This is a genomic window from Prochlorococcus marinus str. MIT 0919, assembly GCF_027359375.1.
Classification (GTDB): Bacteria; Cyanobacteriota; Cyanobacteriia; order PCC-6307; family Cyanobiaceae; genus Prochlorococcus_D.
On the sequence record NZ_CP114779.1, the window covers coordinates 1,453,024 to 1,467,754 of the forward strand.

A 14,731-nucleotide genomic window follows, 5' to 3' on the forward strand; every position below is an offset into this window, starting at 1 on the left:
ACACCTTAATGAAGACTATACAGAGGAAATCTTTTACAAAGACCTAGTACCTTTTCTTTGCATTGTTCTTTTTTCCTTGAATCATTTGGATTTAATAAACGATCAGCTATTAGATCTGCTACTTCCATAAAGGCTTCTTCATTAAAGCCTCTAGTAGTTAAAGCTGCAGTACCTAGTCTGAGTCCACTTGTTACAAAAGGAGATTCAGGGTCGAACGGCACAGTGTTTTTATTGGCTGTTACATTGATTGCACTAACAAGTAAATCTGCTTCTTTACCAGTCATATTGATACTTCTTAAATCTAGAAGAACAATATGATTGTCTGTTCCATTGCTTACCACATTAATGCCTCTTTCATTAATTCGGTTAGCAAGAGCTTTGGCATTTTTTATTAATTGATTAATGTATTTTGCAAATTCAGGTTGAAGAGCTTCCCCAAATGCAACTGCTTTTGCGGCAATAACATGTTCTAGTGGTCCTCCTTGGCTGCCAGGGAATACGGCCTTGTCGAGTTTTTTGCCTAGTTCTATATCTTTCGAAAGTATTAATCCTCCTCGTGGACCTCTTAAGGTTTTATGCGTGGTTGTAGTAACTACATCGCAATGCTCAATTGGGTTAGGGTGGTTTCCAGTTGCAACAAGACCTGCGATGTGGGCAATATCTGCTAATAAAAAGGCTCCGACTTCATCGGCAATTGTTCGAAAAGCTTGAAAATCAATAATTCTTGGATAGGCAGAAAATCCACATATTATTAATCTAGGCTTTCTTTCTAAAGCTATTTTACGGATATCGTCCATATCCAGTCTTTGCGTATTTTCGTTTACTCCGTAATGAATTGTTTTGAACCATTTACCACTTACATTCACTGGTGAACCATGTGTTAGATGCCCCCCATGGGACAGGTCCATTCCCATGATGGTATCGCCAGGTTGAAGAAGAGATAAAAATACTGCGAAATTAGCTTGAGCCCCACTATGCGGCTGCACATTTGCCCAGTTTGCTTTAAATAATTCTTTTGATCGCTCAATAGCTAAATCTTCAATTTGATCAACATGTTCACAGCCTCCGTAGTAGCGCTTGTATGGCAATCCTTCGGCATATTTATTGGTTAAAACTGAGCCTTGAGCCTGCATGACTGCTTTCGAGGCAAAGTTTTCACTTGCAATAAGCTCTAAATGAGTTTCTTGCCTTAAAAGCTCTTTATTTATTAATTCAGCGATACTTGGATCGGTGCTTTCTAGAGCAGAAGTAAGTGGAGTCAATTGCAAGTCTCCTGTTTTAGTCTTTCCAAAGGGATAGTAAGCAAAGGTTGTGTCTTTGCGAGAAAACAATCTCTTATTTGATTATTAAATGCTGATCTCAGCAAAAACATAGCTAGAACGCGCCTGGAGAGATTCGAACTCCCGACCCTCTGATCCGTAGTCAGATGCTCTAATCCGCTGAGCTACAGGCGCAGTAAACAATTAATAAGAGCTTATTTATGTACCCTTAGTCAACTATATTCATGCTTATAGATCCAAAATCATATAAATCTGAAAAGTTTATGCCAATTAAATGGTACGGAACAGGAGATCAAACTGATCCCCTATATCTTCATTTCTCTCGGATAGTTAATTTCACTATTCATGCAATGGCTTTCGCAGCGTTAAATAGTTGCCTTTGGTTTGTCCAGGAAATTCGACATCCATGGCAGCAGCTGCAGGTTTTTACTTTTGTTTGGGCTTTTGTCCTAGGCCTTCATTTGGTTTTTGTTTTATCTAAGAGACCATCTTCTTCGTAGAACAATTTTTACAAACCTGAAATAGCCTACTTTTTTACTATCTCTATGAATTTAGACCTTGATCAATTCAGAGAGCTTGAATCATCTATCTCTGATCGCATTTATATACAAGTTGAAAAGTGGCATCTTTACTTGGGAGATGCTGGACTTGCGGAATCCCTGGCAATTGAATGCAAAGCCAATTTGCATCAAGGTGCGAGCATCGCTGCTAGAAAAGCTCTGGAAGCTGTTCAAGTAAGAATGGGTGGAGGTAAAGTTAAATTCCCCTTAGCAAGATTAGTTTCTTCTGGCCAAATTTTTGATCTAGAAGAGATTTTAGACCCCTACTGCAGATAAGGTTGCTTTAATTACAACATCAATGTGTTGATTATTGAGGTTACTAATGCCCGAGAAGTGGTTCGTAAACGGATTGGGCGACTAGGTGAAAGACTTATAGGCAAAGTTGTTGATGCAGAGTCCCAAGTGGAAAAGGCCTTGATTCAAGAAATGGAAACTGCTTTCCAAGAGTTTGGTATTGAGGCAAGGATACTTTCAGTAGATGGACCCCGTATTGAAGGTAGTCAATCACTGGAATTACCTATTCATGTTCGGGAAGAACGCGCGGTATTGATCAAAGAAGATTGATTCTCTCAAGAAAATTTTTAAATATATAATTTATATCTTTAATTTTAAAATAGTTTGCCATTAATACAAAGGTTAAAATACTGACCATAGATATAAAGATTAATCTTATAATTCCAGAGAAGAATCCAATGGGCATAAGATAAATATAGCTTGATAATAATGCAGTAAACCCAGAAATAAGCCCACAAATAATAAGTTTAAATACCTCATTCAACCATTCCTTGAGTGGTATGCCTTGGATTGATTTATTTAGTTTAAATAATAACCCTATGCAAGTAAAAATATTTACTCCAACTGTAGCTAGCACAAGGCCCTTGGCTCCAAAGTTTATACCTAGTTGGTTCCCCCATGGAGATGGACCACCGATTAAAGCCCAGTCCAGAATTACATTAAGGATGATTCCTATTGAAGACAATCTAAATGGCGTTGATCCATCCCCAAGTGAATAAAAGACTCTCACTAATAAATCTCTGCAAAGGTAAGCGGGCATGCCGAATCCATAGGCAACTAGTAAGCCACCAACCAGGGAAATTGCTTCAGAATCAAAGGCTCCTCTCCCATAAATTAAATCAATTATTGATGTTCCTAAAACAACAAAGATCGAGCCCAATAGAATCATGCTTGCAGAGCAAAGTATTAAACCTTGCTTGATCTTTGTGATTAACAAATGCTTATCATTTTCCTTGGCTAATTTTGCAAATGTTGGTAATAAAGGTATTAGGATTGCATTGGAAAATAAACCTAAAGGAGCCTGAATTAAGAAATTTGCATATCCAAGACCAGCAGCTGCACCAAGAATACTTGATGCAAAAAATAGGTCGGTAATTACATTTACTTGTAACATACCTGAAGAGAGTATTGCTGGAGTGGCAATCCCCCACACTTCCTTCACTCCAGGATGAGTCCAGTCCCAAATGAGCTTAAATTTAAAAAGACCTTTTTTAACTAAAGCAGGTATCTGTATTATCAATTGCAGAAAAGCACCGATTAACGTTGCCTGGGCAAGGATGATTCCTCCTTTAAGATTTATCTCTGAAGGGCTATTTGTTGGATTTTGATAAATCCAGAAAGCTCCAGCAGCTATTATTAAGGACAAGCTAGAAATAATAGGTGATATTGATGGAATGAAAAATTGGCTATTTGCATTTAAGGATCCAAAACCAATTCCTATTAATCCTGATAAAAAAGCAATTGGCGACATTATTTGAAGTTGTTTTGCTGCTATGTCATGAACTTCTATGCTTAAACCAGGTCCTACTATCCTTATTATTTCATCAGGGATAAAAAATAGTATTGCACTAACAACAATTAAAAATAAGCTTATTGATGTATTTATTGAGGAGATTATATAAGCATTTTCTAGTTTATTTCTTCTACTAAGGACTGTTACCATTGCATTATGCAAAGGACCATTAATACCTCCTATAAGAATTAGAAAGAAGCCAGGTATTACATATGCATAGTTATAAGCATCATATGCTGCGCCAACTCCAAATGCTCCTGCAATGACAAGTTGGCGAGTCATCCCCCCAACTTTGCTGAGCAATGTTCCAAAGCTAACTATTAAGGCAATTTTTTTGAGTGATCTTTTCATGTTGTATGCACAACAAATTAAAGGAATTATTTAGAGGTTTTTTTAGTTCTATCCTCTAAATGTATTGCAATAGAAATTTTCTGTTCATGATTGGAAAGATTCTTCTAACTTTCCCAGCTCTTCAAGAGGGAATTTTATTGAAACGGTACAAGCGTTTTTTGGCTGATGTGAAATTAGAGAGTGGTGAAATAGTAACTGCACATTGCGCCAATACAGGTCCTATGACTGGGGTTTTAAATACTGGAGGTAAAGTTAGAGTTCGATATGCTCCATCTCCCACTCGTAAACTTTCCTGGTCTTGGGAACAAGCTGAGGTTGAAAATGATCAAAAAACTAAAACTTGGGTAGGAATTAACACTGGATTACCAAATAAAATTGTTAGGAGGGTTGTTGAGGAAGGACTTTTAAAGGAGGAATTGGGAGAAATTGCTGAGCTTCGCAATGAAGTTAAATACGGTAAAAAGGGCAATAGCAGAATTGACATGCTTCTTACTCCTCATCAAAGTGAAATTGATGATAGGAAAATCTATTTAGAAGTCAAAAATACGACTTGGGTAAAAAATTCAGTTGCTTTTTTCCCAGATACTATTACCGAAAGAGGTCAGAAACATCTAATTGATATGATTGATGTCTTGCCAAAGTCAAAAGCTGTATTAGTTCCATGCATTAGTCGCAATGATGTAGATTCTTTTGCCCCTGGAGATTCAGCTGACCCAAAGTATGGAGAACTTTTTAGACTTGCCTTAAGTTCAGGCGTTAAAGTTTTGCCATGTTGCTTTGGTTTTTATAATGACCATATCACTTGGGAAGGGCTACGACCTTATAACCTTTAATCTGGAAATTGAATAATTTTTATAGCAATAGATAACTTCTGATTTGGCAAGTTTGGATTTGGTATCAACAATTACTAGCCATGAATCAGAGTTGGTTCATATTTGTCTTTGTACTTACTGTTTTAAACAGTTCATTTGTAGCTTGGATTATTCATGACTACTGCTTTGCAATCACCGAGAGTGAGAAGCACTGCCCGCCTTCAGGAAGCAAGTCTTCTGAATGGGCCAATGCTTCTTATTCGAAGTATTCGTGGCTTAAGAACAAACAAAGCTTTGACTTGGCTAGCCACTATCCCTCTAGCCCTACTGGGATTAGGGGTTTTCAGCTTTGCTGCTAGAGCTGGTGTTGAATTATCAGACTTATCAGGTGCACAAGCTGCAACTTTTTTAGCTGATAACCTTTGGTTATTTATAGCCACAATCCTTGTCATCTTTATGAATGCTGGCTTCGCAATGGTCGAAGCAGGAATGTGTCGCTCTAAAAACGCTGTAAACATTTTAACTAAAAATCTTTTTGTATTTGCACTTGCTGTAACTGCTTATTGGGTAATTGGTTACTCGATAATGTATGGAGACTCTATTGCAGGCGGATGGCTTTATTTTTCTGGTCTTTTCTTTGATGCTGATCCATCAGGAGCCTTGGAATGTGCTGCAGCTGGTGATACAGGTTGCCTAGTCCCTGCAGTTGATTTTCTTTTCCAGGCAGCATTCGCTGGAACAGCAGCAACAATTGTTTCTGGTCTTGTTGCTGAAAGAGTGAAATTCGGCGAATTTGTTGTTTTCTCATTAGTACTTACTGCATTCATATATCCAATTTCTGGAAGTTGGCAGTGGAATGGCGGATGGCTTTCAGAGCTTGGTTTTATTGATTTTGCCGGTTCTTCTATTGTCCATTCAGTTGGTGGTTGGGCTGGTCTTATTGGAGCAATGCTGCTCGGACCAAGAATTGGGAAATTTGTAGATGGAAAGCCTCAGGCTATGCCTGGTCACAATATGGCCATTGCTACTCTTGGTGCCTTGATACTTTGGATCGGTTGGTATGGATTCAACCCTGGATCAGAATTGGCTATGGACCAATACGTTGCTTATGTGGCTGTAACAACTACCCTCGCTGCTGCTGGTGGAGCTATTGCAGCAACAGTGATTTCTACGCTTACATCAGGTAAGCCTGATTTAACAATGATCATCAATGGGATCCTTGCTGGCCTTGTAAGTATTACTGCGGGTTGCGGCAATATGACTTTTGGTGGTGCTTGGTTGGCTGGTGCTGTAGGAGGAGCAATTGTTGTGTTCTCAGTGGCAGCAGTTGATGCAGCCGGTATAGATGACCCTGTTGGTGCATTCTCAGTTCATGGAGTATGCGGTGTTTGGGGAACAGTGGCTATTGGCCTATGGGGTGTAGATGGAATGGATCCAGGAGTAGCAGGAATAGGCCTTCTCAATGGGGGCGGCTTGAAAGTATTGCTTATTCAGGCTTTAGGAGCTGCTGCTTATGCAATTTGGACAATAGTCACATGTTGGATTGCATGGTCCATTATTGGTAGTTTGTTTGGAGGGATCCGTGTTAGTGAACAAGAAGAGCTGCAAGGCCTTGATATTGGAGAGCATGGTATGGAGGCATATCCAGACTTTGCATCAAGTTAGGCAATATATTTAATAATTTGTCTTTCAAAAGCCTGGCTTTTAGCCAGGCTTTTTTGTGCTTTTTCGTGATTCCGAATAGAGTTGTTGAATTAATGCAGCTTCCATTGTTATGGACACCCAAGCTTTTAAGAGATCGCTGCATCATTCTGATCGATATAACAGAAGAGGTTTTGAATCTCCAACTAAAAGAGCTCAAGCTTTAGAGAAGGCTTATCAGAGTAATTTGATTGGATCTATTCGAGATAACGGATATCTTTTGGAGCACGGTAGATTGCGAGTAAAACTTGCTGAAGCGTTTGGATTTTGTTGGGGGGTAGAAAGGGCAGTTGCAATGGCTTATGAAACAAGAAGACATTACCCAAATGAAAGCATTTGGATTACCAATGAGATTATTCATAATCCATCGGTCAATGATCATCTAAGAAATATGAATGTGAGGTTTATATCAGCTGAAAAAGGTATAAAAAATTTTTCTTCAGTTCAAGAAGGTGATGTTGTAATACTTCCTGCTTTTGGAGCAACCGTTCAAGAGATGAAACTGCTTCATGAACGAGGTTGTCATATCATTGATACAACTTGCCCGTGGGTCTCGAAGGTTTGGCACACAGTAGAAAAGCATAAAAAACATGAGTTCACTTCTATTATCCATGGGAAGGTAAAACACGAAGAAACTCTTGCAACAAGCTCTTTTGCAGGAACATATCTTGTTGTGCTGGATTTGGAAGAAGCACAATATGTTGCTGACTATATTTTGGGCAAAGGAGATCGACAAGACTTTCTAAAGAGGTTTTCCAAGGCTTCTTCCAATGGATTCGATCCAGAACGTGATCTGCAAAGACTTGGAGTGGCTAATCAAACGACAATGCTTAAAAGTGAGACTGAGGAAATTGGGAGACTCTTTGAAAAAACGATGCTTCGCAAATATGGCCCAGTTGAATTAAATGAGCATTTTTTAGCTTTTAATACCATTTGTGATGCTACAGAAGAACGCCAAGATGCAATGTTCTCATTAGTAGATGAGCCTCTGGATTTACTAGTGGTTATAGGTGGCTTTAACTCTTCTAACACAACTCACTTGCAAGAGATAGCTATTAGTAGAGGTATACGTTCTTTTCATATAGATACACCTGAAAGGATAGGTGATAAAGAAAATACTATTATTCATAAACCATTAGGAAAGGATCTTTTGACTGAATACAGTTTCCTTCCAGAAGGAAATGTAAGTGTTGGGATTACTTCAGGTGCATCAACTCCAGATCGAATCGTTGAAGAGGTAATTCACAAACTTATTAATTTGAGCGAAATAAAACTGTAGATTGATTAGAAATAATTTTTCAATCTAAATCTTTGATAATTTGGCAATCTTATGAAGATTCTCTTTTGACATTAGAATTTCATGATAAGTAACTAATGTAGTTACTTAGTGCTTAAAATTGATGAATGAGTCTGAAAATTTAAATTCCATGGGACCTGAATCTGCCAAAGAATCCCAATCCTCCAATCAAGCTCAAAAGGTTGAAGTGGTTGTTGCAAACCAATCTTCGGAAGGGGAAGTTGATATTTTAGGTGAACTAGCAATTTTTGTGCTTAGAGTAGGTTTTAGCCTTTTTATGATTCATCATGGATTGGAAAAACTACAAGATCCGGAAGGCTTCGCTGAGTTTGTAGTTGGTAAATATTTTGGATTCTTGCCTGGTGATCCAATCATTTGGACTTTTGCGGCAGGTGTTACACAGATTGTTTGTCCAATTGGCTTGGCAATAGGAATTTTTGCAAGACTCTCTGCTCTAGGTTTGCTTTCAACTATGTTATTTGCGATTTACTTTCACCTAGTTGATACAGGCTTAGAAGGATTTCCCTTCGCTGTAGTTGAAGGACATAATTATATATTTGAATTATCTGCAATTTACGCCGCAATAGCTTTATATTTTTTATGTGCTGGTCCAGGTAGATTGTCAGCTTTTAGAAAGAAAAATAAAGTGACTTATTATCCAAAAGGTAGTAAATAATTATCTTTTTAGATTCTCTAATGAAGGAAGTGTCTTCTTTTTGTTAGAACCATTGACATATTAAGTCTATTGCAAGCTTCTATAGATTCTTTGTCTTTAATACTTCCTCCTGGTTGAATTATTGATTTGATTCCATATCTAGATGCTAAATGCACAGTATCGTCGAAGGGCAAGAAACCATCACTAGCTAATACAGCACCTTTTGCATTCTCTCCAGCTGCATCCAATGCAATCTTTGCAGCCCCAACCCTATTCATTTGTCCTGCACCTATCCCAAGAGTTTGACCATGTGAGGCAATCACTATTGCGTTAGACCTAACATGCCTCACTACTTTCCATGCAAATTCTAAATCTTCATATTCTTTAGTTGAAACCTCTTTTTTAGTAACAGTTTCCCATTCTTCTAAGTTTATTTTCTTATCATCAATTTCTTGTAAAATTACACCGCCAAGTATGCTTCTTATATAGTTTTTTTCAGAACAATCTATAGTCGACTCATTTATTTCAATAACCCTCAAATTTTTCTTTTTTGATAGTATCTCTTTTGCTTTATCTTCATAGCATGGAGCCACAACACATTCTAAAAATAAATTTGTAAGTTTATTAGCAGTGTCTTCATCTACTAAAGAGTTTAGAGCAACAATCCCTCCAAATGCACTTACTGGATCGCCAGCAAGAGCATTAGAAAATGCACTTGATAAGTTGTGATCTATTCCTACGCCACAGGGGTTTGTATGCTTAATAATTACCGCAGCCTTTTTATGCGAGTTGCTTTCTTGATTCTTTCCATATCCGAATTCTCTGATTGTTGCAATTGCAGCTTCTAAATCTAAAAGGTTATTCGTACTAAGTTCTTTGCCTTGTAATTGATGAGCGCCACCCCACCCTTCCTCGGCTTTGCTATACCAAGAAGCATTCTGATGCGGGTTCTCTCCATATCTAAGTTTCTGTTTAATTGGTAATGCATTAAATAGAGGAGAAAAACTTGAATCAATTCTTTTTTGCAACCATTCACTAATTGCTATGTCATAGCTAGCTGTATGTTCAAAAGCCTTGAGAGCAAGTTCAGATTTAAATTCGGGTGAGATTTTGTTGTTTTTTAACCTTTCTATAAAAATTTCATATTGCGATGGGTCGGTAAGAATGGTTACTGATTCATGATTTTTTGCTGCTGCTCTAACCATCGCAGGTCCGCCAATATCGATGTTTTCTATGGCTTTTTCCATAGTGACTTCTGGATTAGAAACTGTTTGCTGAAAGGGGTATAGATTGACAACTACGAGATCGATTTGCTTGATATTTTGCTTAGAAAGGTCAGATTCATGAATAGAATCTCCTCTTTTTGCAAGAATTCCACCATGAATACGAGGATGAAGAGTTTTAACTCTCCCACCTAGAATTTCAGGAGCTCCAGTGTAGTCAGAAACCCTTGTGACTGGAATGTTTGCTTTTGCAAGAGTATTAGCGGTGCCTCCACTGGAAATAAGTTCAAAGCCATAAAGACTTGTTAATGCTTGAGCTAAAGGTATTAACCCTTCCTTATTGGAAACACTCAGTAAAGCTATAGGTGACATAGGGAAAGATTAAGTAAGACCTTTAAACAGCTAACTTACGCATCAAAGGACAAAATTGCTAAATGCCAAAGGATTTTATTTGTCTTCAATGTGACAATCCTACTCATAGGCTCATTTTGCTTCACGGATGGGGTGCGGATGCTGAAGATTTAATTCCTTTAGGTGAAAACTTGCTAGGCAAGTCTGGAACCAGGCTTGAATTGGTTTTTTTAAGAGCTCCACAACCTGTTATTAATTCAGTTGGTAGGCAGTGGTATCAACTATTCCCTGCAGATTGGTCTGCTGTCCCACAAGCAGTAGATCATCTTAAACTTAGGTTAAAGGAACTTCCTTTAGAAGAGATTCCTATACACAGAACATTTCTCTTAGGCTTTTCGCAAGGAGGTGCAATGGCTTTAGCCACTGGTATTGATCTCCCTATGGCAGGTTTAATACTTTGTAGCGCCTACCCTCACCCAGGTTGGCATCCAATAGGCCAAAGATCGCCTATTTTTTTAACTCATGGAGTGAATGATGAGGTAGTTCCTATTGAGGCATCAAGAAAAATTATTGAATTATTGAAAACTAATGAACTTGAAAGTGACCTTTATGAATTTCAAGGTGGGCATGAAATCAATGAAGAAATAATTATACAAATCTCATTATTTATTGAAAAACATATTCATTAAACAAACGCGTACTCATATTCTTCGATCTCTTCCCAATCATCAGAAGTAAGTTCTAGCCCATCGAACATATTGTGGTCACCAACTGAATCGACAATATGCCTTAGAGATGGGAAAAGAAAATGGTTCTCTTCAGCATACTGAGCACTAAATAATCCTTTTTCACCCCAAAAGAAACGATCTGTCGTGTGTTCGTTGCGACGAACATTGAGAATCGAGGGGGCTCTTAAAGCTGCTTCAGCTATGTATCGTCTGGCAGCAGTAACTGGTTTGTACTCTCCTGTATCTAAATGGAAAGTTGAGACATGTGCCATCACCCTTTGACCAGCAAGGCGTCTACGGCTTATCCTCTTGCGCTTTTTTGACATGATAAAAACCTTCGTAAGGAAAATTGATTTAAAAATCGTTCGGCTTATAGCCGATTAATAAAAATCTGACACTGCTTAGTAGTCAAAAAACTTGCTGATTTAGTGCAGACGGTTCTCTAGGCCTAAAAGATGCTAGAAAAAATCTTTAGTCAATTGGTTGGGTCAAGCTCAAGTAGTCCATAAACTTCTTGAAAGACCTTGCCAGCAGCAATAATGCAACTGTGCCAGATTGATTTTGAGATAGATTCTTGCAAGGTCCACTTCAGACCTCCTCAATTATCTTAATAATTTTTTCCTGAATTATCAAGTGAAATCCTCTTCCATTTTGCCTTCAACTTGATTTAATAAGAAGTTATGGAGTTCTCAGATAGGTTTCTCAATTTAGTTCAGCAGGAATTGAATAGTTTCAATGAAGAAACTGGCTTAGAGAATGTTGTTGTGTATGTAGCTCAGACTCACGACGAGGATGCCCCCACTCTGGAAGTTATTGGTCAGATACCAAGCAATATAAAAAGGATTTTGACGCCAATTGCAAACGATCCTGATTTAAGAGCCCCTTCTCCTAATAGACGCTGGTACCCTCTTCAGGAAGGATCAATTCTGCTTGGAGTAATTAGGGCAGAGCGCTTTGCTTCTGAAGAGGCTTGGCCAGAATTGTTAGATAAAAGATTGCAAGCAAGTGCTTTTTCTTTATCTAATTCTTTGAGTTTAGAGTTGGATCGCAAAAAACTTCTTGAAGAACTAAATCAACAGAAAGAGCAAATTGGTATGTTGGTTCATCAAATAAAAAACCCTCTAGCAGCATTAAGAACATATGCACAATTGTTATTGAGAAAGCTAGGTCCAGAAAGCTCACAAAGAAATTTGGTTGAAAGTTTAATTACAGAACAAAAACAGTTTGATAAGTATTTAGTTGCTCTTGATGAGCTAAGTCAATCAAGAAAAGAAAGTAAAAAACTTTTCTCTGAAAGATTATTATTACCCCCTTTGTTGCCTAATTCTAAATCATTAGATTTACGAGAATTAATTGAACCATTGCTAAAAAGAGCAGCTGCTAAGGCAAGCTTGCAAGGTAGAGAATGGGTTGCTCCTATAACCTGGCCTGATTGGATTCTTCAAGAAAGACCAGTATCTGAAGGGGTAATTGCAGAGATAGTTGCTAATCTTTTGGAAAATGCATTTAGGTATAGTCCAGCTGATTCTGCAATAGGATTGTTTATTAGTGAAATAGGAATTTGCGTTTGGGATTCAGGTGAGCCAATACCTTTAGAAGATAGAGATCAGATTTTTTATAGAGGTTTTCGAAGTGCAAATAGCTTGGCTTCCAAAGGATCTGGCTTGGGTTTGGCTTTGGGCAAAGAGTTAGCAGAACAGTTAGGGGGAGAACTTTACTTAGATGTTAACCCTCAAGGTTTCCACCAATCTCTACCAAAGAAAGGTAATGCTTTCATCCTCAAACTTCCGGTAGAATTATTGCAAGAGTAAACAGTATTGTAGTCTCTATGATTACAAGAAGGGCTCCGTAAGAGTCACCATTATAGCCTTTAAAACGGATATTTATAGTATTTGCCAGCCAGAATAATGGAGTTATACCAATTAGAAAACCTATATACAGTAAAAGAATTAACTGAGAATTAATTGGGCTAATAGTTAATATTATAAAAGAAGAAATAATCACTATAATTGAAGGTATAAGCTCTTTAAAGCCATTTTGCCAATTATCTTTATGAATTTTTCCAGAACCTTCTTTCTGAATATATGGGAAATGGCCAATGGCCCATAAAGTTGATAGCCTAGATCCAAATGATGCAGTTGGTAAAGCTATAATTATGTTGTTCCCAAGTTTAAGCATACACGCAATTTGAATTAGCAAAATTACTATTAATGATAGAACTCCTATTGCTCCAATCCTGCTGTCTTTCATTGCCTCAATTTGTCTCTCTTCCCCTGCCCCAATTCCATCCGCAGTATCTATAAGACCATCTAAATGTATGCCTCCAGTAACAATTATTTCAACCGCTATTATAATGAAAGGTAATGAGTTTCTTGGCCAATTGAATTTAGAAAGTAATACCCAGATTGATACTTTGATTAGCCCTATTATTATTCCGATTAATGGCGCAAATCGAGCTATTCTTTTGAATTGTGGCTTTACAGATGGAAGTTGTGGCAGGATCGTATAAAAGAGCCAAGCTCCTGCAAAATCTCGGAACCAATTCGGAGTAATCAGAAAAACAACCTCTCTAATATTTACAAGACAACGTAGGTTGTTAAGCAATCTTAGGTCTTTCCAAGTTTAGATTTTTGCATCAAGAACTTGTGTTTAATTTCCAAATCAAAACCAATTGCTCTAATACAAACGCTCGTGTGGGTTGTTTTCATACTCCCCATGGTGAAGTTCATACCCCACAGTTTATGCCTGTAGGAACTTTGGCCACAGTTAAAGGAGTTTCGCCTAATCAATTATTAGGTACTGGTGCTCAGATGATACTTGCTAATACTTATCACCTTCATTTACAGCCAGGAGAAAAAATAGTTAATCAAGCGGGTGGTCTTCATGATTTCATGAGCTGGCAAGGACCTATCCTTACAGATTCAGGCGGTTATCAAGTTTTTAGTCTTGGTCAGTTAAATACAATTGACGATCAAGGAGTTTCTTTTAAAAATCCAAGGGATGGCAGTTTTATCAAGTTGACACCCGAGAAGGCCGTTCAAATTCAAATGGCTTTAGGTGGGGATATTGTAATGGCTTTTGATCAATGCCCACCATTCCCTTCTTCTAGGAATGATATTGAAGAAGCATGCCGTCGAACTCATACTTGGCTAGAGAGGTGTGCATCAACTCATACCAAGCATGACCAAGCTTTATTTGGAATTGTGCAAGGTGGATGTTTTGAAGATCTGAGGAAAGAAAGTGCAAAGATTGTTTCAAGTTTTGATTTGCCTGGCATTGCAATTGGTGGTGTTAGCGTTGGTGAAACTAGTAATGAAATAAATAACATTGTGAGGGCTGTATCCCCTCTTCTTCCTGAGGGGATACCAAGGTATTTGATGGGTATAGGTTCCATGAGAGAACTTGCAATAGCAGTTGCTAATGGCGTTGATCTGTTTGATTGCGTATTGCCAACAAGACTTGGCCGACATGGGACTGCCTTAGTTAATGCAGAGAGGTGGAATATTCGTAATGCAAGATTTCGAAATGATTACAAACCTTTAGATGACACTTGTACTTGCGAAGCTTGTTCTAACCATAGTCGGGCATACTTACATCACTTAATTCGTAGTGAGGAACTGCTTGGTCTCACACTTTTAAGCTTGCATAACATTAGCCATTTGATTCGTTTTACCCGCTCAATTGCGAGGTCTATAGAGGACGGATGTTTTTCAGAGGATTTCGCTCCATGGCAGAAAGACTCCATTGCGCATTACACGTGGTAGCGTCACTTGCAAATGTCAATGAATTATCTAGGGATGACACCGTTTTCTGTCGACTTGCTTGCACAATTACCTGAGGCGTATCAAATTTATGCTCCAACGGTTGATGTACTCCCATTAATTCCTCTTCTTTTCTTCTTGCTTGTTTTTGTTTGGCAGGCAGCTGTTGGTTTCCGTTAGCTTGATAAAAGAATTACTTTGTTAA

At 38.1% G+C, this 14,731-nt stretch carries 16 protein-coding genes and 1 tRNA gene; 11 read left to right on the forward strand and 6 right to left on the reverse strand.

Annotated elements, in window-relative coordinates; translation table 11 throughout:
• Nucleotides 1-5: 5 nt before the first annotated feature.
• Together glyA and O5635_RS07930 are read right to left on the reverse strand one after the other, a co-directional pair.
• Complete coding sequence (gene glyA, locus O5635_RS07925) at nucleotides 6-1,262, reverse strand: serine hydroxymethyltransferase (RefSeq protein WP_052042871.1); 1,257 nt, start codon at nucleotides 1,260-1,262, stop codon at nucleotides 6-8.
• Between the two features lie 118 nt (nucleotides 1,263-1,380).
• A tRNA-Arg gene (locus tag O5635_RS07930) sits at nucleotides 1,381-1,454 on the reverse strand.
• 50 nt (nucleotides 1,455-1,504) lie between these two features.
• Between O5635_RS07930 and O5635_RS07935 the strand changes: the two genes are divergently transcribed.
• Genes O5635_RS07935 through O5635_RS07945 form a run of 3 tightly spaced genes read left to right on the forward strand, consistent with a single transcriptional unit; the run spans nucleotide 1,505 to nucleotide 2,404 of the window.
• The gene (locus tag O5635_RS07935) at nucleotides 1,505-1,780 is read left to right on the forward strand and encodes a hypothetical protein (RefSeq protein WP_332299663.1); all 276 of its coding nucleotides are present in this window, start codon (nucleotides 1,505-1,507) and stop codon (nucleotides 1,778-1,780) included.
• A 45-nt stretch (nucleotides 1,781-1,825) separates the two neighbouring features.
• Nucleotides 1,826-2,116, forward strand: coding sequence for a DUF3181 family protein (locus tag O5635_RS07940; protein ID WP_036901396.1), 291 nt, complete (start codon nucleotides 1,826-1,828; stop codon nucleotides 2,114-2,116).
• Nucleotides 2,117-2,140: 24 nt separating this feature from the next.
• Nucleotides 2,141-2,404 (forward strand): hypothetical protein, encoded by a 264-nt coding sequence (locus tag O5635_RS07945; protein ID WP_036901393.1) that lies wholly within the window; start codon nucleotides 2,141-2,143, stop codon nucleotides 2,402-2,404.
• On the opposite strand, the gene murJ is transcribed toward O5635_RS07945, so the two are convergent.
• Complete coding sequence (gene murJ, locus O5635_RS07950; protein WP_036901391.1) at nucleotides 2,391-3,998, reverse strand: murein biosynthesis integral membrane protein MurJ; 1,608 nt, start codon at nucleotides 3,996-3,998, stop codon at nucleotides 2,391-2,393. The two genes, O5635_RS07945 and murJ, sit on opposite strands and share 14 nt — an antisense overlap.
• Before the next feature lie 86 nt (nucleotides 3,999-4,084).
• On the opposite strand from murJ, the gene sfsA reads away from it, so the two are divergent.
• The 4 genes from sfsA (at nucleotide 4,085) to O5635_RS07970 (ending at nucleotide 8,484) form a co-directional block, all read left to right on the forward strand.
• The gene (gene sfsA / locus O5635_RS07955) at nucleotides 4,085-4,831 is read left to right on the forward strand and encodes a DNA/RNA nuclease SfsA (RefSeq protein ID WP_036901388.1); all 747 of its coding nucleotides are present in this window, start codon (nucleotides 4,085-4,087) and stop codon (nucleotides 4,829-4,831) included.
• 153 nt (nucleotides 4,832-4,984) lie between these two features.
• Nucleotides 4,985-6,475, forward strand: coding sequence for an ammonium transporter (locus tag O5635_RS07960; RefSeq protein WP_269607436.1), 1,491 nt, complete (start codon nucleotides 4,985-4,987; stop codon nucleotides 6,473-6,475).
• 109 nt (nucleotides 6,476-6,584) lie between these two features.
• On the forward strand, nucleotides 6,585-7,790 hold the full coding sequence (locus tag O5635_RS07965) for a 4-hydroxy-3-methylbut-2-enyl diphosphate reductase (RefSeq protein ID WP_036901383.1): 1,206 nt from the start codon (nucleotides 6,585-6,587) through the stop codon (nucleotides 7,788-7,790).
• 148 nt (nucleotides 7,791-7,938) lie between these two features.
• Complete coding sequence (locus tag O5635_RS07970) at nucleotides 7,939-8,484, forward strand: DoxX family protein (RefSeq protein WP_036902014.1); 546 nt, start codon at nucleotides 7,939-7,941, stop codon at nucleotides 8,482-8,484.
• Nucleotides 8,485-8,501: 17 nt separating this feature from the next.
• Here the strand turns inward: O5635_RS07970 and purH are convergent, their stop codons facing one another.
• Complete coding sequence (gene purH / locus O5635_RS07975; protein ID WP_036901382.1) at nucleotides 8,502-10,058, reverse strand: bifunctional phosphoribosylaminoimidazolecarboxamide formyltransferase/IMP cyclohydrolase; 1,557 nt, start codon at nucleotides 10,056-10,058, stop codon at nucleotides 8,502-8,504.
• A gap of 62 nt (nucleotides 10,059-10,120) precedes the next feature.
• On the opposite strand from purH, the gene O5635_RS07980 reads away from it, so the two are divergent.
• Nucleotides 10,121-10,726, forward strand: a complete 606-nt coding sequence (locus O5635_RS07980; protein ID WP_036901379.1) for an alpha/beta hydrolase — start codon at nucleotides 10,121-10,123, stop codon at nucleotides 10,724-10,726.
• Here the strand turns inward: O5635_RS07980 and O5635_RS07985 are convergent.
• On the reverse strand, nucleotides 10,723-11,091 hold the full coding sequence (locus tag O5635_RS07985) for a DUF3155 domain-containing protein (protein WP_036901378.1): 369 nt from the start codon (nucleotides 11,089-11,091) through the stop codon (nucleotides 10,723-10,725). The two genes, O5635_RS07980 and O5635_RS07985, sit on opposite strands and share 4 nt — an antisense overlap.
• 354 nt (nucleotides 11,092-11,445) lie before the next feature.
• Between O5635_RS07985 and O5635_RS07990 the strand changes: the two genes are divergently transcribed.
• Nucleotides 11,446-12,576, forward strand: a complete 1,131-nt coding sequence (locus tag O5635_RS07990; protein ID WP_036901377.1) for a sensor histidine kinase — start codon at nucleotides 11,446-11,448, stop codon at nucleotides 12,574-12,576.
• Here the strand turns inward: O5635_RS07990 and O5635_RS07995 are convergent.
• Complete coding sequence (locus O5635_RS07995; protein WP_241462938.1) at nucleotides 12,545-13,369, reverse strand: adenosylcobinamide-GDP ribazoletransferase; 825 nt, start codon at nucleotides 13,367-13,369, stop codon at nucleotides 12,545-12,547. The two genes, O5635_RS07990 and O5635_RS07995, sit on opposite strands and share 32 nt — an antisense overlap.
• A 41-nt stretch (nucleotides 13,370-13,410) precedes the next feature.
• Here O5635_RS07995 and tgt point away from each other — a divergent pair, with 41 nt between their 5' ends.
• The gene (gene tgt, locus O5635_RS08000; protein WP_036902010.1) at nucleotides 13,411-14,529 is read left to right on the forward strand and encodes a tRNA guanosine(34) transglycosylase Tgt; all 1,119 of its coding nucleotides are present in this window, start codon (nucleotides 13,411-13,413) and stop codon (nucleotides 14,527-14,529) included.
• A 33-nt stretch (nucleotides 14,530-14,562) separates the two neighbouring features.
• A complete protein-coding gene (locus O5635_RS08005; RefSeq protein WP_036902007.1) occupies nucleotides 14,563-14,706 on the forward strand; it encodes a photosystem II reaction center protein K in 144 nt (47 codons plus the stop codon).
• Nucleotides 14,707-14,731: the final 25 nt, after the last annotated feature.